General features: G+C 37.5%; 16 protein-coding genes. 7 read left to right on the forward strand and 9 right to left on the reverse strand.

Annotation, left to right across the window (positions count from 1 at the left end; genetic code table 11):
* Positions 1-1,447 precede the first annotated feature (1,447 nt).
* The 4 genes from EHQ16_RS17610 to EHQ16_RS17625 form a co-directional block, all read right to left on the reverse strand.
* On the reverse strand, positions 1,448-1,684 hold the full coding sequence (locus EHQ16_RS17610; RefSeq protein WP_135632471.1) for a hypothetical protein: 237 nt from the start codon (positions 1,682-1,684) through the stop codon (positions 1,448-1,450).
* A gap of 29 nt (positions 1,685-1,713) precedes the next feature.
* Positions 1,714-2,004, reverse strand: coding sequence for an SHOCT domain-containing protein (locus EHQ16_RS17615; protein ID WP_135632473.1), 291 nt, complete (start codon positions 2,002-2,004; stop codon positions 1,714-1,716).
* Between the two features lie 289 nt (positions 2,005-2,293).
* The gene (locus tag EHQ16_RS17620) at positions 2,294-2,533 is read right to left on the reverse strand and encodes a hypothetical protein (RefSeq protein ID WP_135632474.1); all 240 of its coding nucleotides are present in this window, start codon (positions 2,531-2,533) and stop codon (positions 2,294-2,296) included.
* A gap of 327 nt (positions 2,534-2,860) precedes the next feature.
* Positions 2,861-10,135, reverse strand: coding sequence for an RHS repeat-associated core domain-containing protein (locus tag EHQ16_RS17625; RefSeq protein ID WP_167482674.1), 7,275 nt, complete (start codon positions 10,133-10,135; stop codon positions 2,861-2,863).
* An 82-nt stretch (positions 10,136-10,217) separates the two neighbouring features.
* On the opposite strand from EHQ16_RS17625, the gene EHQ16_RS17630 reads away from it, so the two are divergent.
* The 4 genes from EHQ16_RS17630 to EHQ16_RS17645 all read left to right on the forward strand — a co-directional run bounded on the left by EHQ16_RS17630 (position 10,218) and on the right by EHQ16_RS17645 (position 14,294).
* Positions 10,218-11,120, forward strand: coding sequence for an LA_3334 family protein (locus EHQ16_RS17630; protein ID WP_135632476.1), 903 nt, complete (start codon positions 10,218-10,220; stop codon positions 11,118-11,120).
* Positions 11,120-12,493 carry a Kelch repeat-containing protein gene (locus EHQ16_RS17635; RefSeq protein ID WP_135632477.1) on the forward strand — a complete coding sequence of 458 codons (1,374 nt, stop codon included), beginning with the start codon at positions 11,120-11,122 and terminating at the stop codon, positions 12,491-12,493. Before EHQ16_RS17630 ends, EHQ16_RS17635 begins: the two co-directional genes overlap by 1 nt.
* Before the next feature lie 3 nt (positions 12,494-12,496).
* Positions 12,497-13,075 carry a hypothetical protein gene (locus EHQ16_RS17640; protein ID WP_135632478.1) on the forward strand — a complete coding sequence of 193 codons (579 nt, stop codon included), beginning with the start codon at positions 12,497-12,499 and terminating at the stop codon, positions 13,073-13,075.
* A gap of 229 nt (positions 13,076-13,304) precedes the next feature.
* Positions 13,305-14,294, forward strand: coding sequence for a PAS domain-containing protein (locus EHQ16_RS17645; RefSeq protein ID WP_244242133.1), 990 nt, complete (start codon positions 13,305-13,307; stop codon positions 14,292-14,294).
* Between the two features lie 32 nt (positions 14,295-14,326).
* Here EHQ16_RS17645 and EHQ16_RS17650 read toward each other — a convergent pair whose 3' ends face one another.
* The gene (locus EHQ16_RS17650; protein ID WP_135632479.1) at positions 14,327-16,495 is read right to left on the reverse strand and encodes an adenylate/guanylate cyclase domain-containing protein; all 2,169 of its coding nucleotides are present in this window, start codon (positions 16,493-16,495) and stop codon (positions 14,327-14,329) included.
* Positions 16,492-17,718, reverse strand: a complete 1,227-nt coding sequence (locus tag EHQ16_RS17655; RefSeq protein WP_135632480.1) for a M48 family metalloprotease — start codon at positions 17,716-17,718, stop codon at positions 16,492-16,494. The genes EHQ16_RS17650 and EHQ16_RS17655 overlap by 4 nt, the downstream gene beginning before the upstream one ends.
* Positions 17,719-17,818: 100 nt before the next feature.
* Here EHQ16_RS17655 and EHQ16_RS17660 point away from each other — a divergent pair, with 100 nt between their 5' ends.
* Entirely contained in the window at positions 17,819-19,360 is a 1,542-nt protein-coding gene (locus EHQ16_RS17660) for a hypothetical protein (protein ID WP_135632481.1), read from the forward strand.
* A 14-nt stretch (positions 19,361-19,374) separates the two neighbouring features.
* Entirely contained in the window at positions 19,375-20,832 is a 1,458-nt protein-coding gene (locus EHQ16_RS17665; protein WP_208742308.1) for an OmpP1/FadL family transporter, read from the forward strand.
* 16 nt (positions 20,833-20,848) lie between these two features.
* Here EHQ16_RS17665 and EHQ16_RS17670 read toward each other — a convergent pair whose 3' ends face one another.
* Genes EHQ16_RS17670 through EHQ16_RS17680 form a run of 3 tightly spaced genes read right to left on the reverse strand, consistent with a single transcriptional unit; the run spans position 20,849 to position 24,898 of the window.
* Positions 20,849-21,748 carry a patatin-like phospholipase family protein gene (locus tag EHQ16_RS17670; protein WP_135632483.1) on the reverse strand — a complete coding sequence of 300 codons (900 nt, stop codon included), beginning with the start codon at positions 21,746-21,748 and terminating at the stop codon, positions 20,849-20,851.
* Entirely contained in the window at positions 21,749-22,999 is a 1,251-nt protein-coding gene (locus EHQ16_RS17675; protein ID WP_208742309.1) for a C40 family peptidase, read from the reverse strand.
* 24 nt (positions 23,000-23,023) lie between these two features.
* Entirely contained in the window at positions 23,024-24,898 is a 1,875-nt protein-coding gene (locus EHQ16_RS17680; protein ID WP_167482675.1) for a patatin-like phospholipase family protein, read from the reverse strand.
* 165 nt (positions 24,899-25,063) lie between these two features.
* Between EHQ16_RS17680 and ruvA the strand changes: the two genes are divergently transcribed.
* Positions 25,064-25,663, forward strand: coding sequence for a Holliday junction branch migration protein RuvA (gene ruvA, locus EHQ16_RS17685; RefSeq protein WP_135632484.1), 600 nt, complete (start codon positions 25,064-25,066; stop codon positions 25,661-25,663).

The following is a 25,663-nucleotide window of genomic DNA, read 5'->3' on the forward strand; positions in this document are numbered from 1 at the left end:
GGCAAGTGTAATTACACAAAGTGCGGCTGAATTTCCATATTCCCTTTTACAATGCCACTGGATCAATATGGAAAGTACAAAAACAACGATATAAAATCGACAGTTCGACATTTCAAAAATTATCTAATTCTCCAAAAACATAAAAGAACACATAAGCGATGTCGTTGTATTCCGGTTCGCTATAAAACTTTGGTATTGGCTTTCCGTAATTCTCCCAGCATCTAAATCCCTTTTGTCTCTTTCATTTAAGGAATTAATACTAACCACTGTGAGTAGACAAACTTCTTTTGAGTTTGGTTTGTCGCTAGTGCAATGGGAAAATAGAATCAGTAAAAGTGAATAAAGGATCGGTTTATATTTCATAATCTGAATTAGAAATTAGAATTTTCCTTGGTTTTGATTAAAGACATAAGGCAAAGACCTAGCGTACCATTTTCTCTAGTCCTTTTTCTTTGTTCGAATTGATCTTGAGTGATACTTCCGTTCTCGAGCAAAATCAAATCATTTTGAAGTCGATTCTGATTATCCGCAAAGGCAACTGCACACAACTCTGGTGCATTTTTATATTCAGTATGACATTTAGACTGTATCATCAAAATACAAAGACAAATAGCCATTAAGAGAAATCGAGACCTATATTTCATCATAGAATTTTATACCTTTTCATTCTAAATTTTCACTTCTCATTAGTATGCCTTACCTTTCAAAAATAAGTATGTTTTATCTTGAACATGTTCATTTTATAACGACCACTTCTTACAAAGAATGCTGTTTTAAAATTTTTATCCGCTAAGGGTATCCGTTCGCTTCCATTTGACCAAGCCCGACGTACCCCTTTTTGCTTACATTTGTTTGGGGGACATTTTTTTTTGAAGAATATCAAATAGAACTTTTAGGAATCATTTATAGTTTCATTCTAAAAATTCTGATTTTTTTCTCGTTTAATTAATGAAAGAATACATATTCCAGTAGTCGACTCATTCCTTATACGGACAAGCCTTTCATATTCACTTCTTGAAATTTGACCTTCATTCAATTTCTTTAAATCTTCGGCATTCAGACCCTCCCCTTCTAGGATTGCAAAAGCACATAAGTCCGAAGAATTCCCAAACTGCCTCTGACAGCTGCAAAGGAAAAGCGAAAACACAAAAAAAACAATAATATTATACAACATTTAATTATACTCCTTCCTATACTTACAAAATTGATTTCGATATAGGATATCATTAGGCTTTGCAACAAGGCAGCTAAATCGATACATTAGAATATTCATATTACACCAATAAAGACATCTGCAAATACAATACTTGAACACTTCTAAAAATAGGAATGTTTTATCTTAAACATATTCATTTTATAATGGCGGTGTTAGTTCGTCTGCGGCACAGTGAGTGAGCAGGAATAAGATATTGATTGAATAGAAAAAATTTATCTTCATAAACTGAACCTAGAAATTCCCGTTTTGCTCACGTTTGAGAAGAGAAACCATACACAATCCAAAGGCGCCAGACTCCCTCATATTTCGAAGTTCCATATAACGAGCTTCTGATATTTTCCCAGAATTTAAATCTTCTAAATCTTTTTCAAGTAATGAATTCGTACGAGCGAGTGCGATCAAACATAACTCCGGTGCATTTTTATATTCAGTTTTGCAGTTCCATTGCAAAAACATTATAAGTGACAAAATTATCAGTTTAGTTTTCATTTTCAAAATTAGAAATTGGAATTTTCCTTAGTTTTAATTAAAGATATAAGGCAAAGGCCGAGTGATCCATTTTCCCGGCTTCTTTTCCTATGTTCAAATTCTTCTTGAGTAATTTCACCTTTATTTAATAAAACTTTATCATTCTCTAATAAAGCTTGATCATCGACAATTAAAAATGCGCAAACCTCTGGCGCATTTTTATATTCCGTATGGCAGTTCACTTGTGTGAACAAAATTAAAAACATAACAATAGTTAAAAATATATAACTTTTAGTTTTAATCATTTTAGCACTGAACATCGGACTCCTGATGAATAGAATATTTAAAAATTTCTGTTTTCTTCTCGGTCTACAAGGGAGGCCAAACACAAAGTATAAGCTCCCGTTTCCCTTAACCTGATCCCTTCATTGTATTCGGCTTGGGTAATTTTTCCTTCATTTAACTCCTGCAAATCTTTTGAAGTTCTGCAAGTGCAATTACGCAAAGTGGGGCTGAATTTCCAAATTCCTTTTTACAATGCCATTGGATCAATATGGAAAGTACAAAAACAACGATATAAAACCGACAGTTCGACATTTCTAAAATTAACTAATTCTCCAAAAACATAAAAGAACATATACCTGCCATCATCGTATTCCGATTTGTTACAAAAGTTTGGTATTGGCTTTCTGTAATCCTTCCAGCTTCTAAATCCCTTTTGTCTCTTTCATTTAAGGAATTAATACTAACCACTGTAAGCAGGCAAACTTCTTTAGAGTTTGGTTTGTCCGCTGTGCAGTGGGAAAATAGAATCAGTAAAAGTGAATAAAGAATCGATTTATATTTCATATTCTAATCTAAAAATTTGAATTTTGTTCCATTTTTATAAGAGAAATTAGACAAATTTGAAAAGCACTTTCATCTCGCTTATTTCTTAATTCGATATACCTTGATTCAGATATTTTTCCAGAATTAAAATCCTCCAAATCTTTCGCTTTGAGAGACTGCATTAAAGCTTGAGTAAAAATACATAAGTCAGGAGAATTTGAATATTCCTTTTTACAGCCAGATACAAGACAAAAAATTATTAATAATATGTAAGTTTTACAATTATATAGAAACATGATAACTTTCCCCTTCGAAACATAGATTAGAAATAAATTAAGCCTTAAAGATTCAAAAATAAGTATGCTTTATTTTAAACATGTTCATTTTATATCTTCCGCTTCTGACAAAAAATGCCGTTTTTAGATTCTTATCCGCCAGAGGTGCACAGACAGGTCCCATCATCAAACAACCTCCTCTTCCCATAAAAGCTGCAGCATCACCAATTTTCCATTTATTGGCTCGGCTTAAATCATAACCCATTCCCCTAAAATTGCCATAGATAGAATATAACGGAACTCCTATGGCAAATGTCAATAGATCACCAGCGGTTAATTTACTTGGCCGACTAATCGCTTTAAAGCTATCTTTTACAAATTCATTCGCTCCGCGAGAATGTCGCCGATCGTCACCTGGGCCATCAAACACTAATAGGCTGGTCGATGCAGAATCATCATGTTTTTGAGACACTTTATCCATCGGGCTTTTCGGAATGGTCCTCAAGAGCGGAGCTAATACCAACGCAAAGAATATCGCATGTTTCCAACTTTCTTCCAAACTGGCATCATCATCGAGACCTTTTGAAATTGCCTGAAAAATTAAAGTCGAGGCTACGAGAGCTGCAAATACCTTACTTTTGTCTTTATTAAAAAAGCCATCTAGATAGTCATTATTTCCATCACCACTATAATTATGACCAGGCGTACTAAAATGTCCGATTTTGTTTTGTTTATTAGTTTTAAAAAATGCCCATATCATCAGGTAACCTGTTTGCGCCGTTGACTCTTGCACCTCATTCCCCGTATAATCTGTCTTAGACAAAGGATTTCCGTCCACATACATTTGGCGGTTCATTCCATTGGCTTTCTCCGGAAACGTCATTCCATCATTACTTAAAAACCTTCCCACCATCGGGTCATAGTATCTCGCTTTGTAATAAGAAAGTCCACTCTCTTTGTCTTCTTCCTGACCAGTGTATTTGAACTTCACGATATCAGGACCATACGAATCGGTTCGGAGTATTTCCCCATACGGTTTATAGCTTATATGAGACTTCCCGCCTCTTTCGCCTCCGGCTAGTGCATTCCCATGACCATCCGTTATCATCGTGATACTTCCTAAGTGGTCAGGATGGAAAAAGAACATCCCTGCAATTCGTGCCGATTCGGCAGTTCCACCACCGCCTTGATTGCCACCGAGATTGATAGGGCCTCCTCCTACAGAAGGAGTATCCACCGGCACAGACGTAGCTCCTAAAAGCCAAATGGGAACCCCTGATTCCGATTCGGTTCCACCCAAAGGAAAACATCCGACGGTAGTTGTGAATGAAAAAATAAACAAGATACTTCCACTAGTATAACGGAGGAGTATTGAATGAGTATTCCCAACTATATTAACGTTGAATGGTGAAAATCCTGAACTAGGGACAGTCAGCGTTGGGTTTGTTTCACTTGTATTTTCTCTTCCTCTATGTATTAAATACAGAACGAGGAAAAATACAACCACCCAAGGAAGCATTTTGTGTCCAGCTAACAGATAACCTTCGGAATAAACATTAGTTTTTTCTCCTGCAACTTTAAGAAGATAGGTGACAAACGAGCCAAGACTTTGCCCACAACCCACCTCGGTCACAGCACAAATACTTTCTCTCCAAATTGAATTAGTAGAAGCTACCGATTGGTTTAAAATAACATCCGTTCTTGTATATTGAGAAACTAGGTCATTGTCATGACCATAAATATAAAGTGTATGTTTGTCGCCTTGACCAGGAATACGGGCAATTTCATACAAGTTATTAAAATTATACGTAGTTGTTCCCGAATTTTTTAACGTTTTTCTGATTCGGTTTCCAGAATACTCATAGTCGTATTCAAATCGATCACCATTTTCCGTATCAATCGAAACAATTTTTCCGAGTGCATTATAAGTGATTTGATCTCCATTACGAGAAGTCATATTCCCGACAGAATCATAAACATAATTCATAGTTCCCGTATTTGGACTATTCACACTTGTTGTTGCATGGATATGATTCGGATTAGAATAACTATACTGGAAGGCACCTTTTTTTAAAAGGTTTCCATTTTTTGCATATATATAAACTTCATCACCATACTTTCCATTGGCTTTGGTGATTCGGCTTAAATGGTCATATTCGAAAACCTGGTTACGAGATTCATTTAAGAGGTCAGTAATTGATTGGATATTCCCACGTAGATCATAAGCCAATTTGACAGACTGCTCCACTGTTTGATCCTTCAAACGAGTGACATAGGATTGAATTCTATTTCGATTTTGGTCGTAATTGATTTGTGTGACCACCCCATTTCCAGTTTTTCTATCAACCTGAATGAGATTGTCCAGAAGTTTAGGACTTTCGTAATTAACCACTGTATGATTCAAACTAGTTCCATCATGAGAATCCATTGTAACCAAAGACTTTTGACCAATCAAATTGTAATAGTTTTTGATGACAGTGCCATCGGGATATTTTACTGATTTGATTCGATCAAAATCATCATAGGTTCTTTCGAAAAGCACGGAAATATCATCGATACTTCTCCTTTCTGCAATGACATTTCCCTTATGGTCATATTTATATTCAGTAATTCCCGACTGGTCAGTAACTTTGGATAAATTTCCGATTAAATTAGAACTAGAAATCGACGTCGCCGTATCAAATTCAAAGACAATGTTTTTTTCATTTGCAGGCAATTGTTTTGTCATACGACCAAGGCCATCGTATTCATATTTGATAGAAATTCCTCTTTGGTCAATTTGTTCGGTGAGCTCACCTGCGATATTATAGAGATACTTCGTTTCCCCTGAATTGGAATCAGAGTAACTCGTTTTTTTTCCAGCGATATTATAAGTTATATTAGTAATTCCATTTCCAGGATCGGTAATTTTAGTCAGCCTGTCCGCATAATCAAATTCATATTTTAAGGTTTCCCCTTGCGTCACTCGACGAATTACCCTATCCCATGCATCGTTTACAATTTCCTCTGTTTTGATGACCTCTGAGCCATTTTTAGTCACCATACTAGTGGAATAAAGTTCGTAGGTAATTTCTGTTACTTCTCCCGTTGCAGAGATAACTTTTTTTGGTCTCTCTTCGGAATCCTCCGTAGTATCGTAATAAAAAATATAACTTTTACCTGAATCAAATCCCTGAAAATGAGGTTTAGATCTTTCAATCTCTCTACCCTTTTCATCAAAAACCAATTCTTCAACTAACAATTGATTGTTATCTGCGGATGATTCCTTTTTGATCTGTTTCCCTTTTAGATTGCTCGTGGTTTTTACCCATATATCCCCTTCCGGAGTATGGGATATATTTTTGACAATAGCATTGGAACCTTCCATGGAATACTCAATGGACTCTAAATGATCTCCATTAACCACGGATTTTTTCTTTCTTCCATATTCATCATAAGAATATTCAACTAGATTTCCATTATGATCTTTTTTTGACAAAACCTGATCGGTTCTCGGGTCATATTCCATTTCCGACTTCTGACCAAGTGCATTGGTTGTTGAGGTTATTTTCGAACGAGTGATGTCATTATAAGTATAGTGAATGGTGCGACCAATAGAGTCGGTCGCCGACAATACATTTCCTAATGAATCATAAGTGTAATATTTGCTGTACCACTGCGAATTTCCAGTAAGTTTACTTTCACTAATGACATCCTTCCCACTATAAGTCCATTTTGAATGCTCTGCTAGCTGGCCTGAAATGGTAATTACTTTTTCTACCATTTGAGCTTTGATATTCAGGGAGGCATTGGACTGATAAGTAATGTTGGTTTGTTTTGTCCTTCCGTTCCAATTTTCTGTGATGGAAATTGGTTCATAACTATATTCACTAGAATATCCATAACTAGAGTTCACTTCATCCTTAAGCATAGAATTCCAATAAGTTTTATTAATCTTGGAATTTAATAAAACCAAACGTGTTTTTGAATGAGGTTGAACCGTTGAATAAAAATTTTCTTCTTCAGAAAGTAAATTCCCATTTCTGTCAGCTGTTGCTTGGTATACAACCATTCCTGTTAAATTAGGATTATGAGAATACTTAGTTGTTTCCACAGTATCCAAAACACCATTAATGTAACTCGATTCGTAAATCATTTCAAAAGATAAGTCTGAATTTGTTTCTAAATCTCCAGGTTTGAATCGAGTATTAAAATAGGAATATTCTTGTTTTTCTATTGGATAACCGAACGCCAGTTGGCTGGAAACAGAACGAACGAGTAAATCTGGTGCAAAATTAGGTAAGGATGTGGAATAATTTGCTCCAGTTTTCACCACTGCCCCAGAAAAATTTTTCTTCCAGTCGTATTGAATTTTTGATTCAGCTCCATCAATATTGTTAGTCAGTCTGACTAGAATGCCTCCAGTAGCTGCCGGAGAATTAGAGACAATTTGTTGCGTAATTAACTCTGGCCCGTATTGGAAATACATATCAGCAATCCCGTCGTAGTTCCTATCCTCAAAGGAAGATTTGTGGATTTGACTGGAAGGCAAAGAAAAAGCAGATTGGTAAGAAAAATTACCGTTTCCATTTCCTTGATAAATATGAAAATTTTGAGTATCAAATTCTTTAATTACAATATCTAAATTTGAATCTTCATTTACGTCAGCTACATCAAAACTGAAATATTTGGAACTATTCGGATCCTGGTGTTCTAAAAATTTGTCTGGTTTAATGACCGTATTGATATAAGTTGATTTAGGGTCGGAAACATCAAATCCATCACCGTGATTAAATAAAACATTCACATAGGAGCTTAATTCATATGCATTTTGAGTTCCATAATCGAATGGGTTTGTATGACTATTTTGATTTGTTAACGTAAGCAAATCTGGAAGTCCATCCCGATTTACATCAACAACCCAGTTTTTTCCAATGGCACCAATGATATGTTTAGGTAGAGGATAAGATTTTTGACTTAACGTGTTAGTTTTTAAATCAAATTTGGTAACAAAAAAAGAATAAGATGCACCGCTTAAATCAACATTCCTTAGATAGGAAATTAAATGGTCAACCTCATTGTTTTGCCGACCCATTAAATCGCTAAGAACAACTTCAAAATATTGTTGGTCTATAAATTCTTTCAATGTTTTGAGTTCGGCTGTGGTAGCAGTGCCTGGTCTGGTCAACAAATCATAATACAATGCACGTCCGTTTGGATGGATTACACTAGCAAATACTCCTTCAATATCATAAATGATACCGATATGGATAACAATTATACTTCCCGCTGCTGCCTGATACTCAGGATAAAAACGTACCACGTCGGCACCTTGATTCACCATATTCACGATCAAATCTTTAAGGAGATTGTTTCTGGCTTCTGCTTGATTCACTTCATCTTTATGACGCATCCTCATTGCAATCAAACTTCCTTGCTCAGGAGGAGGATTTATATTTACTATCTGAACGTGTTCCGGCAACCCATCCCCATCAATATCAGAAAACTGATTCAAACGATGAGCAATGAACGGATTTGTTTCCGTTGTTTCGTGGAGAATACTCATAACCCCACCAAGTGAGAACTGTTTTACTGGCGCAAAACTTCTACCTTGAGAAAGATATACATAAGCCGTATTTGTATCTAAATGAATGAAATCAGCCCTTCCATCACGATTGATATCTACTGCATAATCTCGAGGTTTTAGGTTATTAGTTTGTGTCATATTCTGTGAATATGGCTCAAGATACACATTCGAATACCGGGTTGGGTTTCCTAGACTTACCCCATCAGAATAAGAGACATACAAGACCCCGTCTTCTTCGAAAAGGAAATCGGTTCTGCCATCTCCATCGATATCAGCCAAGTCAAAATATGTATTATATTTCATAGGAAATGTTGGCGAAGCAGAGGTAGAATTATTTTTAAAATCATTTGTTTTTAAGTAAGCCTGATTTAAGTCAGCTCTTCCCAAAATTCTAGTGTATTCTGAAATTCCATCTCCATCAAGGTCGGTTGGCAAGGTGACTTTATTTGGCATTGGCGATCCATGCAAACAATACTCATGAGAGAAGAATGCATAATCTAAACAAAATCCATCCACCCAAGGGTTTGTCTTTGGGTATAAGGCTGACCAGATACAAGATATAAATCCTAGATCGCAAGCAGGTCTATTTTTATTGCCTAACGGAACTCGAGCTATAAATTCCGTATCAGGATAATATTCATTCACATCCACTTTCAACGCATCAAAATTGAAGCTATCTCCAGTTCCACCGGGCATTTTGTTAAGAAACGAAGGACGTATCTTGTTGAATAATTTAGTAATTTTCACCTGTGACTTTGGCGGCTGGCTCGCCTTCATACTAAGATAAGCATAAATCACTTGTTTTGCGAATTGAAGAGTCCGGTTTTCAACATCCGCCTTTGCAGAAAAACCTGAATTTAAAGTCTGACTACTTCCCGAAATTAGTTTTTTATCTATCCCATCGTGACTTGGAGCGTATTCAAATTCTAATGGCCTATGAGTTGCCAATGACAAGAGATTATCTTTTTCAAATTCAATTTTTGCAAGTAAACTCTCTTGCGTCTTCGGATCAACATTGTAAGTAAACTCGTAGCTATGGACATGTGAATTGTCAGAATAAAACTTAACTCTTTTTAATCTCCAATCCTCTTCGGTTAAATCCTTTTCTGTATATTCCTTTGTATAATCCGGCCTTGTTTCATAAGCGAATTTAATGTAACGTAGGCCACCAGCATAAGTGATTTTATCAGGATATAGTTGCCCTTTCCTTGAAATCCATTCAAACCGAACGGTTTCACCGTTCAAATCACGAATTTCAGATATTCCCCACGTTCTCACGCCGCCATTCAATGCAAAGAGTTGGGCGCCTGAGCCGCCAAACGTATACTGAACGCCCTCTTTATCGAAAGCCTTAAATTCCAATGGTCCTTTACCAGATTCTCCTTGAGGATAGAAGGTAAAAAAGGACTCATTTTTGGAATAAAATGTACTTCGATCTGCATTTCCTGAAACTAACTGACCCAATTCAGACGAGTAGAATTCATCTCCGGATGAATAATTCAGTCCGTAAGATGGGTCGCGTTTAATAAAAGGAATTCCAGATAAACTCCAACCTTTTCCCAAAAGACCATTGGGAGATCCAGAATTGTAGCCTAACTTTAATTCAGGGGCTAAATCAAAAGTCCCATCTGGAATTTCTAACGGTATTTCGAAAGTGGCATTCCCTCCATGATCCACATTGACCACTGGCATCGGCAATAGAAGTAGATTTGAAAATTGGAAATTGAATAAAAGTAAAAAAGAAGCGGATAGAATAACAATTGATAGAGAAAATTTTCGCATAACAAGATTTACCATTTTTTATGGTATTTCTTGCCAGTTTATATCATTCCAATATTTTCTGTCAATAAATACTCGTTAACTGATGAAATTAAATTTTAAATCAAAAAAACACATTACAATATTCTTATTTTTGTTATCATTAAATTTGAACTCTGTTCAAATTCAATTTTCGAATGGTAATGTTTATCACGCGTCTTTTATTTCAGATGATTCTCACCATTTGCTCGTTAGATATAGAGGAAAAGATTATAAAATACCTAAAAAAGAGATAGAAAGCTTTGATATGTCAAATAATACGAATATAGATTCATCATACTCGCTTTCGACGTTTAAATTAAAGAACGGCAGTAGGATACGTGGCTTAATTGCAGAAGAAAAAAAAGAAGAATTCGTAGTAAAAACAGAGTTAGGATTCTTAACGATTCTAAAATCAGAAATATTACCTCCTACACCCTCTAAATTAGAGAATCCCGATTTTCCTGAAGAGTATCTTTCCTTTGATAAAGAAAACAACCAAACAATTGTCGGTTTATCACTCTTTTTACTTCCAACTTACTCGCCATTATCCAAAAATCATCCAATGCTTGAAGGTGCTTCGTTCTTTGTGGAACCTGCCTTTTTAAAATGGAATTCAAATTGGCAAATGGGATTTAAGATGGAGCACTATCGCTCCAATGGTAACGGAGAAAGTTTTACAATTCAGACTGGAAATATCTATGGTCTTTACTCAAAGAAATTTAATAATCATGAACTATTAAACTTCTACAGTTCTTTGAGTATTGGTGTTGGTCAGGTAAATTATAGAACAAACGATGGTGATGTGTTTGGCGGTAGAAATAGTTCACTGGGATTCGATATTGGATGGCAAGGACTTAAATTTTCAAATTCCCTTATTCGAATTGGACTCAAAAACCAGTGTTTTATTGAGACCAAAGAACTTTTTTGTGGATCTGGGTTCGAGATCCAAGGCGGTTGGATTTTTTAATGAAAATAACTTTATCAATAATAACAATTTTAATAACCGCATTTTTCATAAGTTGTTCACAAAATCCAATAACAGGAGGAACTTTTAAAGATGAAATCAAAGTGGAGTGGGCAGGGGTCGGTGGGATAACCGAAACATCTGCAATAGTAACGTGGAAGTGTTCTTTCGAAGCGGTTGGGTTTTTACATACATCAGGATCAAATTTTTCACGTTTAGATACCACCATTCTAAAATCAGAAATTCATGCCCTACCTGTTTCCGGTTTAATAAACAATCAGAATTACCAAGCCATCCCTTCTTGCGGCGCATCGGAGCAAGGTTTGAGTTTTCCTATCGGATTTAAAACTGCTTCAAGTCTCAAGACAATTTATGAAAGAAGTATTTGGATTGTTGGTGGAACGGGAGTTGATAATAATCCAATCGGTCCGATTGATTATTATGATCCAATTACCAACACATGGTCACAAGCAGTGACCAGCATTCCAACACCACGGGTTAACGCACAAATTGTCAGTCATAATGGAAAAATATTTATTATTGGGGGAATGACTAAATCTGGTGGAACTTATTCAGTTAGTAGAATAGTAGAAACTTATGATCCCATTGCTGGCACTTGGCAACAATATGATGACATTCCGAACACTGTACAAGGTGGCATTGTTGGTTCAATAGGTGAAGAAATTTTTGTAATCGGTGGAACAACGAGCTTGGATATGACAACTGGAACCGTTCTAAATACTGTCTACCAATTTCGACCGGATGTAACTAACGGAGGTAATTGGTCGAACTACACGTCCAGTACTTCCATCTTCGGTAGAATTGATATGAGTGCTTGCACATATTCAGGAAGTATCATCTACTCTGGGGGACGTTTTTATCAGGACGGCTTGGCATATGCAACAACGGATGCATACACCCCTTCGCTAAATTCAACAACAGGAAAAATAGAAGCTTCAATATCTCTGGCTAGACACGGTGCTGCCGCTAGTTGTTACAGACCAAAACAAACTGACCGTTATAATACGGATCCACCTATCTATTTTATTGCTGGAGGTTCTACAGGAACGAATATTTCTCAACCAGTAACTTCCATTACACCTTCAAATAGATTTGAATTCATGGGGCTAACCGGCTCTTCTAACTTATTTACAACTGGATCAAATTTGCCAGAAAACTTATATGCGCCAGCAATGGAAATTGATTACGAAAATAGAATTTTATATTTATTCGGTGGAGCCACATCAATCAATTTACCAACTAACAAAGTAAGAACTTTAAATCTAGACAACCCAGGTTCGAACTCTTGGGTTGAGTTACCGTCACTTATGCCAAGGGCTAGATTTGGCCACCAAGCAATCATCTTAAATAGGTAATTTATGCGATTTTTACTTTTTATTTTATTATTTTTAAGTGTATCAATTAACTCAGAAGAGAAACTGGAAGAAGACATCCTACTTTACAGAAAATCAATTCGAGAGCATCAATTCGATAAAGCAGAAAGTATTCTTCGAAAACTTGGAAATGACGGTCTTTCTATTCCAAATCTCGAACTTCTAGAAACGGAATTTTGGATTGAAAAGGGCGAGTATTTATACCAAAACAAACAATTTAAATCGGCATTTCCTTTTTTCAAAGATGCTTATTTGCGATGGCGGACAAACCAACTTGTCAATGAACGCTACAAAGAACTAAATTCAAAAATTTTGACTGACGAAATTGTAGAAAACAAACAAGTAAAAAACAACATTGGGAACCAATCAAAAACAATCATCGATTTATCACCATTATCTGAGTCTATCAATCAACTAAACCAAAACTTATCTATGATTCGAGAGGAGATAAAAGAAAATAAAGACGAAATCAGATTGCTAACCAAACAAAATACAATATTTACGTATTTAATTGTTTTTAATATTTTTCTTTTAACTGCCTTATTTATTTTTACTAAAAAATAAATATTTCAAACATTGATGCCATCTGGTTTATTCGTAGTTAAGTCGCCTGCAGATCCCAAAAGTCCGCCAATTCAAGAAACCAAAATCAAATAAAAAAAAAGGAACTATTTTTCTATATTTAGCATTGAATCCCAAATAAAAAGCCGTTTCAATTTGTTTCATCCCCCAAAAATATTTCGTCTCATTTTCTGATTTACCTGGCTTAAACAACAGAAAGTTTATACTAAAAATGGACTCAAACGGATCACCCGATTATGCACAAATGGTTTTGGACAATTCAACAGATGCCATTGTCCTCATCGGACTTGATTATTCCGTTTTAGCCTTCAACCAAAGTTTACTCGACACACTCAAAGCCTACTCTGGAAGAATTATAAAAATCGGAGAGGATTATAGAAGTTTTGTCACAGAACAAGACAAAGAAGTTTTCCATGTCCTTGTACAAAAGGCAATCCTCGGAGAAACCACTTTAATTGAAAGACATTCGGACTACAAAGGTATTTCCATTTGGTTTGAATATAGAATGAGTCCCACTTACGATAGAGAAAAAAATCTTTTGGGAGTTTGTCTTCGTGCAAAAAATATAGATACAAGAAAAAAAATGGAGATTGCCCTTTCCGAAAGCGAACAAAAGTTCAGAAACTTAATTGAATCGGCACCTAACTCCATTTTGATTGTTGATACCTCTGGGAAAATTGTTCACTGTAATATAGAAACAGAAAATACTTTTGGATTCAAAAAAGAAGAACTAATCGACAAATCCGTTGAATGCCTCGTTCCCTCCCGATACCGATCAGGACACGATCTTTTGGTTGGTGATTATATAAAAAGTCCCAAACCAATCCGTATTGGAAAAAACCAAGTCACAACTGCTGTGAAAAAAGATGGAACGGAAATCTTTGTAGAAGTCAGTCTGAATGGCTTTAAAGTCAATCAAACCAACTACGTTTCTGCAATCATCGTAGACATTACAGAAAAAATCCAAACGGAAAACAAAATCAAAACTCAAATCCAAGAATTAAAAGAAATTGCAAGGATCCAATCTCACGAAATCCGAAGGCCACTTGCGAATATCTTAGGGCTTTTGGAACTTTTAGAATCAGGAATGACCGAAGAAAAAACGAGCGAAATCCATTCCTATTTACGAAAGTCAGCCAACGACTTAGATGTATTGGTTTGCGAAATTGTAAAAAGAACTTCCGTTAGTCTTTCCGATTGATTCAATCTAACGAAAAGACTGTGAAGATATTTTTATTTTGTAGTCCTTGTGAACACTCCGTCCCACCCTTCCGCTGGAGGATTCTGAAACAAAGCTTGGCATCTTTTGATGAGAAGATGGCTTGCGGCGTCTTTATATCCGTAAATTTTTGATACATTTTCAAAACAACTGATGGCTTTTTCCCATTCTCTCTGCGAATAAAATCGAAATCCCTCTTCATACATTTGTTCAGCTTCCAGAACCTGTGGTGTGAATTCCGAAACAGATGAAACCAAACTATAAATTTTGACAGGGGCTTCCTTACCCTTCACACGAATCCAATCCAAAAATCGGAAATGGAATTCGTCTTTACAAACAGATTCGATACTTTCAGAAACTAGGATGGACGTTCCATAATCTTTTGCAGCGGCTTCCAAACGTGCCGCCAAATTGACGGTATCTCCCATCATCGTATATGATGCCAAACTATCCGTTCCCATAAAACCAACCTTAGCTGGTCCACAGTTCAATCCAATCCGAAACTTCATCTCACGAGCTGTTTTGGTATAATCCATTTTTTCATTCCAAACGGAGCGTAAAACTTCGAGTTCACTCACCATTTCGAGAGCCGTTTTACAAGCAAGCCTTGGATGTTCTTTGTTTTGGATGGGAGCTCCAAAAATTCCGACGATGGCATCCCCAATGTATTTATCCAAAGTTCCAGAGTTAACTTTTAAAATTTTAGTCATTGCGGAAAGGTATTCATTGAGTAACCTTGCCAAGTCACTGGCGCTTAGTTCTTCACTGATACTTGAAAATCCAGCAACATCAGAAAAAAAGGCAGTGATTTCCCATTCACCTCCCTTTTTTAAGGATTCCAAGTTTTCGAGGGCTTCACTCACAACCCCAGGGTCTACCAAGTTTCGTAAAACATTATTAAACTTTCTTTTTTCTTTTCCTTCCGTATATGTGAGATAAGCAAAACCCATTAAATAAGAAAGAGGGAAGGCAATGATAAAAGGAGAACTCGCCAAAACCAAATCCATTCGATATAAAAAATAAAACAGACCAACAAACATCGATATAGCGAGAATTGGATAAATATTTCGTAAAAAATGCCACTGATTGACAAAAAGGATAATGACTCCAATGATAAGAATGAAAAGAGTAAATCCAATGCCCCAAACTTCAGGAAGTTCCTTTAACAAATGACCTTCGATCAAGTTTGAAGCAAATACTGCCTGGCCAATCACACCTGGAAAAAGACCAAATGGGGTCACCACATCATCATGGGTGGAAGCCGCAGAAGTTCCAATCAAAACAATTTTGTTCTCAAAAAGTGAAGGTGGCACTAAAAGTTTTTCAGGGTCTTCTACTTCGCTCGAATTGAGTTGGTTTAAGGACTCAATGATTCCAGCAGCCGAGTAACGAGGAATGTTCCGAATTTCTTCTTCAGTATAAAAATAGGCACGAACCAAACCATCTTTACCCAAAGGAATTTCTCTTCTTACGCCCTCTTTTTGAATGACAAAGTGACCATCTTTCCATTCGGTTGCGTACGATTTTCCCTCTACAAATGCTTGTAAGGCGAGAGTTGGGAAATGATTATTTTTCCAACGAATGAACGGGGCAAACCTACGAAGGATTCCATCACTATCAGGGATTACATTCACCACATGTAACATGGGGGCAGTAATCCCAACTTCTCCAATGGGAAAAGATGCATTTTCATAACGGGGAAACGGTGAATTCTCTGGTAAGGGAACATTGAACTTCTTCGCAAGTATCTCTTCGCCTTCCCGCGGGATCACAATCCCTCCATCCCGGAAATTTGCGGCATGTGAAATCTCACCTAAACTTTGATTGGCGGCAACCAGAGCTTCATCATAGTCAGACCTTTCTGTAAACATAATATCTATGATGGTGATTTTAGGAGGAGTGATGAGTTTGGTATATCCGATTAAAGTTGGATAAATATTCCTTTTCCAAGGCCACTGTCCTAACTCAGGATGATCTGCATATTTTGCAATGCTCTGTTCATCAATATCGATAATGACTATGTCTTTCGAAAACTTATGATGGGATGGAAGTAGATGAAAGAGCGAATCCGATAACTTTCGATTTAAAGTATTAGAAAAACCGAATAAAGAAATAAGCCCCAGAATGGTTCCTGGAATTAGAACCATCAGAAAAAATGGAAATAGGTATTTTTTTTGTTTCATGGTTTGAGTCTGGATTTGAATTCACTAAAACGGTCTTTGCCAGAGAATGAATTTTCAGGGGAAGAAATTGATTCAAAATATACTAATTTGGCAATACGGATGGTTGTATCAGGATGTGTTTTCTTTAGTGATTCCGTACCTTCAGCCTTGGAAATTGTATTTAAAAAATTAGAAAGGCCAACAGGAGAATATCCAGCTTGGCTTGTAAGACCAACTGCCGCTTCATCTGCTTCTAACTCTAATTTCATATCACGTCCCGTTTCAAAAAGTTGTTTTTCCATCTCATCAAGTAATGCGGAAGTGGCTGCATTCACAACTTCACCTCCTGGCGGTGAAAGTAATCCCGACAAAATATCCAAAAATAAATTAGATTGTTTGAACTCTCCGTTATGAAACAAAACAATGTGCCCCATTTCGTGACCAATGATTCCCGCAAGTTCTGATTCTGTTTGTATTTTTTTCAGAGTTCCTGTTGTTAAAAACACAAAACCACCGGGACAAGCAAAAGCATTGACTTCTTGCGATTCAATCACTCCCACTCTAAAACTTAGATCTTTCCTGGAAGATACGGAAGCCAAACGAGAAGCAATTGTGTTTAAATAACCTGTAAGTTCCGCATCTTTTACTACTGGATATTTTTTTAATAATCTAGCAGCGAGGGAACGCCCAACTTTTACTTCTGCTTTTGTCTCAGCCAAAATATCTAATTCAGAATTAGAATACACTGAATTACCAATATTCAAATTTTCCGTTTTAGAATTTGGCTGATTCGGTTGACTCAGTTGTTCAGGAAAAGGAACCGATTCCACCCAACGTAAAGATTCAAAATCATAAAGATCCCCTTCCCCTCGCACTCGCATTTTTTGTGTTTCCGAAAGACCGCGCGCTGCTGCTGTTTTTGTAAAATCAGAAGCTCTTTGTCTTGCTACGACCGCCTCAGAAGAATTGGAAGTGACACCTAGTTTGATTTGGTTTCCCGGTGGGAGAGGAGATACAAACAATTTGGAGACCCAACCCGAACGATTCTCCGCCCGAACCTGGACAAAAAGTCCTTGTTCGCTGACTGGCGCGAGAACATCTCCCATTTGTAAAGGGAATCCATCAGCACTGAGTTTGGGTTGGGAAAGGAGTTTTGCCTTTGTGCTTTGTACGTATACATTGCCCTTCGCAATCAGTGTTTGTGCTAAAAAAAGAAACAAAAAGGTGTGAGACAGAGCTCTCATGCAATAAATTATGTATTTTCACCTAATTGCTGAAAACTCTTTTTTTATAGAAAGACTTTAGAATTGACATTTCCTTTCGCATTCTTGAAATGAACGCGTGATGCATCATCTTTTACTAATATTCCTTTTGATTTTCTTCACCTTTACTAGCTGTAAAAAAGAAAAAGATGAAAGCAATTCACTTTCAGCTCTTGTAACTCGTTTTCTTGTCCGAAGCCTTCTCAATTCCAATATCAATTCCGAACTTCCCTCAAACCTAAGCGTTGCTGTCCCTCGTTCCATTCGTAAACCATCTTCTGGTCTTGGTGCTTCCTTTGGTAAAACAAACAAAAACAAAAAATTCATTGCTGTTTCCAAAGGGATTGCCCAAGACACTTTTGACTACGGATTCACAGGGCAGGCATTTTTAACAGAAGGTACTTCCATTGTTGCCGAAATCCTCAGAGATTCCAAACGAGATTTGGTTCTTATCAGTGGTGCTTATAATGTAGCCAAAAGAAACCCAGGTGTTTGTGTTCCTGGTGGGGCGTCGACTGTAAGTATCACACAATCGATGGAAAACGAATTCCTAGAAGGGATTGAACGACTGGGACTCAGCGCCGAAGAAGCGAGAGGCGAACTAGCAAGTTTACAAAATGAAGGCATCCTTCCTTATATCGGACAGTCTGTACCTACACCTGCGATGGTTTACAAAACACTTTCCAATAACGAGTATGATGCAGAAATTTCTTATTCGTTTGCTGAATCCATTGGAACACCTCAACCCTGCCCAACAAACAATAAATTTCAAAAAAGTTTAAAATTCAAAACCGATAAATCAAAAATTTTTAGTTCCATCACACGTTCCTTAAAAGTGTTCGGAATTTCTCTCAGTGTGGAAGCCTCCATCACATACATCACCCAAGCCGGAAAAAAAGACAAAGCCATTCTCAATATCAAACAAGTTACAACTACATCCGGAAGCACTGACAAATCGACAACAAGATTTACCTTTGAAGAATGTGATAACGACACAAATGCCAATGCAAATAACTGTGTGACCCTTAGTTATAGCAATGTTTACGATAGTTCGGGAGACAAGGTCACAACCTCAGTCAAAGGAAAAACTAATGATTTTGGTGGCTATGTCACCACAGAATACATAGACAATAACAATGGTTACGAATATTATTTAGAAGAAACCTATGATGAAAATGGAGAAACCGAATACTTTGCCGTAGATTATTATGATTTAAATGATAACTCCAATGATGAATACGAAGAACTCGGTTACTTTGATTATGATATCTATGGCGAGTTTTATGAAACAGGAGCCAATGCCTACAAATTCGAATGGGACGCCTTTGTTGATTTTACGACGCCGGTGTTGCCTTCAGGTGGTGGTGGTATTGGGCAAGGGGGTTTTACGGAATACGATGCCTATGTCATTATGCCAGCCGGGGTAGATCCGAATGACTTTCCCGACGAATATGTCGGTTGGGGAGAATTCTTTAATAATGTCAATAGCGGTGGCCCAGTATATTATGTAGATTTTTACGGAACGGCAGACCAGATTGCAGGAACAGTTGTTTGGCGTTATACAATAGATGCAAATGGTAATGAAGTCTATACTTCTCTGGCAAATACAGTTATACAAATCTAATTCAAAACAAACATATGTTAAATAAAATACAAATTCGAAATTTCCTTCCGATTCTATTTCTTTTCCCGAGTTTTCTATTTCCTTCGGAGCCCTATCATAATGTCCAAGGGTTTTATGGAGAAAGAGCTGCTGGTCTCGGTGGCGCTTTCACTGCTATCGCCGATGATCCGTCAGGTGCTTATTACAACCCAGCAGGTCTTGGTTTTACTTACAACGACGGAATTTCCATTTCCGCGAGTAATTTTAAAGATGTAAAACGAAGTTATATTAACATTGATACACCGGGCCAAGTCTACAACCAAACCCACCAAGGGTTTGATCCAAACTTCATTGGTTTGTTAAAGAACTTTGATCGATGGAAGTTTGCATTTTCAATTGTCAATACATACAATTATTCTTACAACCGAGTCGACCAAGTCAACTACCCACTCGTTTCTACTTCGATCAACTCTACCAGAAACTACACAAAAGAAAGATACAACCAACTTCTCGTAGGCCCAAGTGCGGCTTACCTTCTCACCGATAAACTTTCCGTAGGTGCTACACTATATTACCTAAACGATACAAAAGAAGTTTCAAGGACTCAGTTCCAACAATTTTCCGATCTAAGTTATGTTATGCGTTCCTATGTAGACAACCGTAGGACTTCTGGTATTATGCCCGTCATCGGAATCCAATACCAACCCATTCAAAAAGTATCACTAGGATTTAGTTACCGCCGTATCTTTGTTATGGGAGGAAATAGGTTATACAATGAAGTGTATGCAGATTCTACCCGTAGGCCAGGATCCTCTGCCATAGATTTTATCGAAGGAACTGGGAACGGAGCCTCCTCCATTGAAGCGGGAGTTCTCACTCAAAAACCCAAACTCACGACTTCTATCCCACAAACATCCGAGATGCGGTTCGGAGTTGCCTTTTTCCCAACATCAAGATTTCTTGCTTCCTTTGATATGATCCACACTTCAGGTTACAAATCGAATCGGAACCAGGACGAAATTAGTACCTTTGGAAGAAGGATTACCTACACCATCAATGATACTGAAATTCGAGAACTCACAAGGGTTTCAACTACCAACTTTGCGGCGGGTATGGAATATTATTTAGCAGACACATTTTCCGTGTTAGCTGGTATTTACACAAACGAACCCAATACAAAACCCATTTCCTGGACAGAGTCCGCTGTAGATTTATACTTACAAAACGCTTATGGAAACCAAGTGCAGGTAAATTCCGGAGACAATAGTTTGATTTACAAAGTGGCGAGATCGGGAACGAACCCAAGAAATGAATATTCCCGAAACAAAGGACTCAGTTTAGGATTTTCCTGGGTGACATCGAAATCTTCTGTTTCCGTTACTTATATCCGAGAAGTAGGAAACGGGAATTCGAGGATTGATCCAAATTCCCTATCCCAAACCTTTGAATACAGTGCCCATTCCGTTTATATCATGGTTAGTTCCAGAAACTAACTATGATATCGGTATTTTACTTTGAACTTTGGTTCGATGTAAAATACTCTTTGGCATCTTCGTAACCATGCCGAAGAAGGATTTCCGCTTGTTCCTTTTTAAAATTTAAGATACTCACAAGACCTAACATTCGTTTGGGAGCAATGACGGAAACTTTTGCATTTTTAAATTGAGTGCGCAGTCCCAGTAAAAAATTTTCAATCGGTGTGAGCCCTTGCATTACAGCCTTTCTGTATTCAAATCCTTGTTCGACACTTCTGTAAGAACCAAGTAAATAAAGTTCAAATAACCTTTCTAAGGCTTCGTCTTTGGTTTCCGGTGCCTCCATCATCTGCACCCCTCCCACAGGAGAAAGTAGGACCACAACTATTTCAGAGGCCTCGTGAGTGAGCGCCGGTAAAATTGGGGTATTAGCCATCACTCCTCCATCCCAATACGGTTCTCCATCAATCATTTGCCAAGGAAAGATCATGGGAATGGCAGAAGAAGCCAAGATATGTTCGATTCTTAAACCAGGATTTTCAAAAAACTTTAATTCTGATGTTAGGATATTCACAGCAGAGATGATGACTTTTGTTTTGGATTCATTCAGGGCCGTAAAATCCATATTTTCATGGATGAATTTTTTTAAGGGATAGGTTTCCACAAGGGGATAGTATTTTCTTCGAAAAAATCCCTTTAACATATTCCAGACCGAATAACGCATGATATTTTTTTGGTTTAAACGTAACCATAATTCAGATAACCTACTGGAATTCATTCCTGAACCAATCGCACAAGCGTTGATGGCACCAACCGATGTCCCACAAATGATATCTGGTTTCCAATGGATCTCCTCCAAATACCGCAGAACACCTGCTTGGTAGGCACCTCTCGCCCCACCACCTGACAATACCAATGCCCTTTTTTTAGCCATCTATTTAGCTCCGGTAAAAACGTCTCGCCCGGTGATATATCTTTCCTTCCACCACTTTTCGTTTAAGGATTGGATGACCACACCACGACTCGTAGATGCATGGATAAAATTTCCGTTTTCTAAAACCATTCCCACATGAGTAATTTTACTTGTGTTTGGTGATGCAGAGAAAAATACTAAATTCCCAATTTGTTGTTTGTCACGCGGAACTGACTTACCGATTTGGGCCTGGTCTCTGGCGGATCTGGGAATTGTTTTTTCATTCATTCCAATTTTTGAATCGGTTAATATGGATTTGGTTAGACCAGAACAATCCACACCTCTTTTGGAATACCCACCATACAAATAAGGAGTTCCTATCCAATTTCGACCCACAGGATCAACTAACTTACGTTTATCTTTCTCGCCAACAGTTGTTTGTACAGTTGAGCTATTTTGTTCTTCTAAAAATAGAATGTTTGGATCAAGTCTTGGGCGTTCTTTTTTTACCCACTCTCCTTGTTCATTCCAAACAATTTCTGTGCGTCTTTCTGATTTTTGAAAATGATCTTTGGAAGAATTTGGACTGAGAACTTGGATGGTATCTGCTTTTACGATTTCCCAATCCTTAGGTTCTATATTTTGTCCTTCCTTCTTATACCAATCATTTAAAAATTGGGATTTTTTTTCATCACTGAGAGTTTGGATTTGTTTGGGAAGGACGGACTCCAAAGTTTTGATGGTGGAATTTGTATTTTCTTGCTTTTTACGAGATAAAACCACGAAACGTCCAGCAACAAGAACCGATGCACCACTCCATTGTTTGGCCCTCGCCACTCGTAGAATTTCAAGAATGGAATCTTCAGGAAGTTTTGAGATAGCGGTTTCTTTAAAAAATTTACCGAGATAGGGAATGTCTTTTTTGTTAGGTTTCGCTGTGATAAAATAAGGGATCAATTCTTCTGTTTCTTCCCAAGTGTACCCATAGTCTTTTAAGATAACAAACCTTTCGACCCCTTCCGCAAATTCAGGAGCCGGCATAGATTCAAAAGCCGCCCAAACCCGCAGTGACTGGACAATTTCTTTTATCGAAGGATCGTTTGCCCGATCTCCCAAACGTTTTCGAATTTCATTACGGATGAGTAAGGTCTCTTGTTTGTTATAAACAGATGCAACTAACGAATCTAAGTTTTGAGCGGATAGTGAACTTACCCCGAAAAAAAGAAATATAAACCCAACCAAAATCACACGATAATTTGAAATCACAAACATACTTTGTATGATAAGGTTTAGAATTTATTGTAAAGAAGGATTTAGAAATTTCTCTTTACTCCTTTTGATTTTATCGATGGAAGAAACGTATCCAAGTTCCATCAAACGTTCATAGGCAAACCAATCCAAAAGGCCAAAATTGTTCGTAGGAATTTGTAAGAATAAATCGGAGATTTTTTCTGTTTGTCGGATGCGGTCCCGACTCGAAGCCAGAATCGAACGAATGATGATATCACCAATGGGAGGAAATTTGGGTCTTAAAATTTCATTGAAGTTGATAAGGTTTGTAATTTGTACCAAGGGATTTGTCATCACCCCTGGATTTGTTTTATCAAAATAAGCGCAGAGTTCTTTGTCTTGGTCGGGATAAATATCTCCAAACACGTCAACCGAAATGATTTTTCCAGCACCCCGCTCTTTGAGTGTAATCCCAGGAACATTATCGAGAACTCCTCCATCCACATAAACCACCCCATCATCGATAAACGGAGGAACCACTCCTGGAATGGAGGTACTCGCACGAATGGCCTTCCATAAATCACCTTTGTCATGTACATGAATTTCCGAATGGGAAAGATCGGTGGAAATGGCATAATAAGGAATCCATAAATCTTCAATTTGGATGGATCCAAAAAATTGGCGAATGGCTTCTGTGTATTTTTTTCCTGTAGTGAGGGATAAAACAGGAACTGTATATTCGTTTAACAGGTCTTTGGAGATCCAAAATGCTTTTGCCTTTTCCTTACTACCGGCGCTTGTTTCCCCCATAGCAATGAGGGCTGCAAAAATAGATCCAGCACTGGTTCCAGAAACCATATCAATCGGAATTTGGTGTTCTTCCAAAGCTGAAAGAACTCCCAAATGCGAAAAACCTTTCGCACCCCCTCCACCAAGAGAAAGCCCAATGGATTTTCCAAGGAGACCCCGGCCGAGCCTTTCCCATGTATCAAGCCTGTCCAAATGCACATGGTAATGATGGTTAAATTTTCTTTTGTGTAAATGTCGGATAGTTCCAGGGACTACAACCACTGGATCTGGTTGGAGGAGAATTAATACATGATTGATCTCTTTGAATTGTTTGGGATCTAAAATAGATTCTAAATGGATACAATTTGGATCCGAGTTTGCATCCTTAATGTATAAAATGGTATCGGATTGGCGGAGTGCCCTCCGCATCCAAGCGGAAACATCCTTTTTATCTTCTAATAAATAAAATACATAATCAAACTCCGCTTCCAATTGCGAAAAAAACCGAATGATCCATGGTTCGCGGTCTTTTTCCTCTAACGTCTGTAACTCGCTCGTTCGTTCCAGAAAAAATGTTTCATCCACCACACAAAAGGATCCATACCGTAAAAATACGAGACCCATCTTATGAATGATTTCATCCAAACTATCTTTGGTTAATGCGGAAAGAACCGAAAACGTTCGAGAAACAGGAACAAAACCTTTGTTTTCTGTTTTGGCATGTGCCAGCCGTTCGGCGATGATTTTGGTAATTTGTAAAAGGCTTTCTGGGTATTTGAGAAGGATGGAAAGTGCGATGTCCCGAGGAACACGAATGAGTTCCGAATCGCGGATGGCTTTGACAGTGGCGGAACGTTTTTCCCCTGTGATGAGGCTCAGTTCTCCAATGATGTCCAGACGTTTGAATTCTCCCACATCACGAACCGCACCATCTGACCCGCGTTTTTCATAACGTAATTTTCCTGCGGCTAAGATGTACAAATCATTCCCATCGGAATTTTCTGCAAATAACACCTCTCCACCCACTAAAAATTCCCTAACGGTGTTTTCCTTTAGTTCGCGAAGCACCGTATGCGGTAAATTTTTAAATAGATCGGCCAGAGTCAGATACTGGGCCAAATGAGGATGTTTGGAAATCCGAATTCGTTTCACCAGAAAGGTTTTACGAAAGTTTTAAAAAAAACTCAACCTCCTTTTCTTTTTTTAAGATCCTCTTCCAGAGTTTCTAATGAGTGGATTCACTCATTGTGATTCGATGATAAAAAGATTGGTGGTCAAACCGGTGGGATTTTAGATTTTGGAAGTGGAACGAAAGGAATGATTGCAAGTTTACGCGGAAAATTAATTCAACTAGAAATGGACCATCTTGTCCTGGATGTGGCAGGAGTCGGGTATGAAGTTCATATTCCTTTTCCTTTGCATTTAGAATGTAAAGACAAAATGAAGGAAGAGATTTTTATCCACATCTTTCATTCCATCACTGACAGAGGGGAAAGACTTTTTGGATTTTCTACAAGGAAAGACCGCGAACTTTTCCAACTCATCAAATCACTTCATGGAATCGGTGAACTGACCGCACTCAAAATCCTTTCCTTTTTCCATGCCGACGATTTGTATAAAATCGCAAAAGAAGATGATAGAAAAACTTTGGAAAAAATTCCCAAAGTCAAAGGCAAAACCTCAGAAAAAATTCTTTTTGAAATCAAACAAAACTTAAAAAAGTTAGAAATCTTTTTAAGTGATGAATCTGCAAAAACAGAATCGGAAGATAGAGAAACAGATTTGGCAACCCTTGCTCTCATCCAACTTGGATTTGATGAAAAAACTGCCACCAAACAAGTGACTGACGCGAAAAAACTAAATCCTCTCGCCACAGCTTCAGAAATCGTCAAACAAGTGATTACGGGAACCAGATAA

This window comes from Leptospira kanakyensis (assembly GCF_004769235.1).
GTDB lineage: Bacteria > Spirochaetota > Leptospiria > Leptospirales > Leptospiraceae > Leptospira_A > Leptospira_A kanakyensis.

Excerpts from the sequence above, each read along its gene's own strand:
- EHQ16_RS17615 (WP_135632473.1), bottom strand. The coding sequence starts at position 2,004 with ATGTTCAGTGCTAAAATGATTAAAACTAAAAGTTATATATTTTTAACT.
- EHQ16_RS17620 (WP_135632474.1), bottom strand. The coding sequence starts at position 2,533 with ATGAAATATAAATCGATTCTTTATTCACTTTTACTGATTCTATTTTCC.
- EHQ16_RS17625 (WP_167482674.1), bottom strand. The coding sequence starts at position 10,135 with ATGCGAAAATTTTCTCTATCAATTGTTATTCTATCCGCTTCTTTTTTA.
- EHQ16_RS17630 (WP_135632476.1), top strand. The coding sequence starts at position 10,218 with ATGAAATTAAATTTTAAATCAAAAAAACACATTACAATATTCTTATTT.
- EHQ16_RS17635 (WP_135632477.1), top strand. The coding sequence starts at position 11,120 with ATGAAAATAACTTTATCAATAATAACAATTTTAATAACCGCATTTTTC.
- EHQ16_RS17640 (WP_135632478.1), top strand. The coding sequence starts at position 12,497 with ATGCGATTTTTACTTTTTATTTTATTATTTTTAAGTGTATCAATTAAC.
- EHQ16_RS17645 (WP_244242133.1), top strand. The coding sequence starts at position 13,305 with ATGGACTCAAACGGATCACCCGATTATGCACAAATGGTTTTGGACAAT.
- EHQ16_RS17650 (WP_135632479.1), bottom strand. The coding sequence starts at position 16,495 with ATGAAACAAAAAAAATACCTATTTCCATTTTTTCTGATGGTTCTAATT.
- EHQ16_RS17655 (WP_135632480.1), bottom strand. The coding sequence starts at position 17,718 with ATGAGAGCTCTGTCTCACACCTTTTTGTTTCTTTTTTTAGCACAAACA.
- EHQ16_RS17660 (WP_135632481.1), top strand. The coding sequence starts at position 17,819 with ATGCATCATCTTTTACTAATATTCCTTTTGATTTTCTTCACCTTTACT.
- EHQ16_RS17665 (WP_208742308.1), top strand. The coding sequence starts at position 19,375 with ATGTTAAATAAAATACAAATTCGAAATTTCCTTCCGATTCTATTTCTT.
- EHQ16_RS17670 (WP_135632483.1), bottom strand. The coding sequence starts at position 21,748 with ATGGCTAAAAAAAGGGCATTGGTATTGTCAGGTGGTGGGGCGAGAGGT.
- EHQ16_RS17675 (WP_208742309.1), bottom strand. The coding sequence starts at position 22,999 with ATGTTTGTGATTTCAAATTATCGTGTGATTTTGGTTGGGTTTATATTT.
- ruvA (WP_135632484.1), top strand. The coding sequence starts at position 25,064 with ATGATTGCAAGTTTACGCGGAAAATTAATTCAACTAGAAATGGACCAT.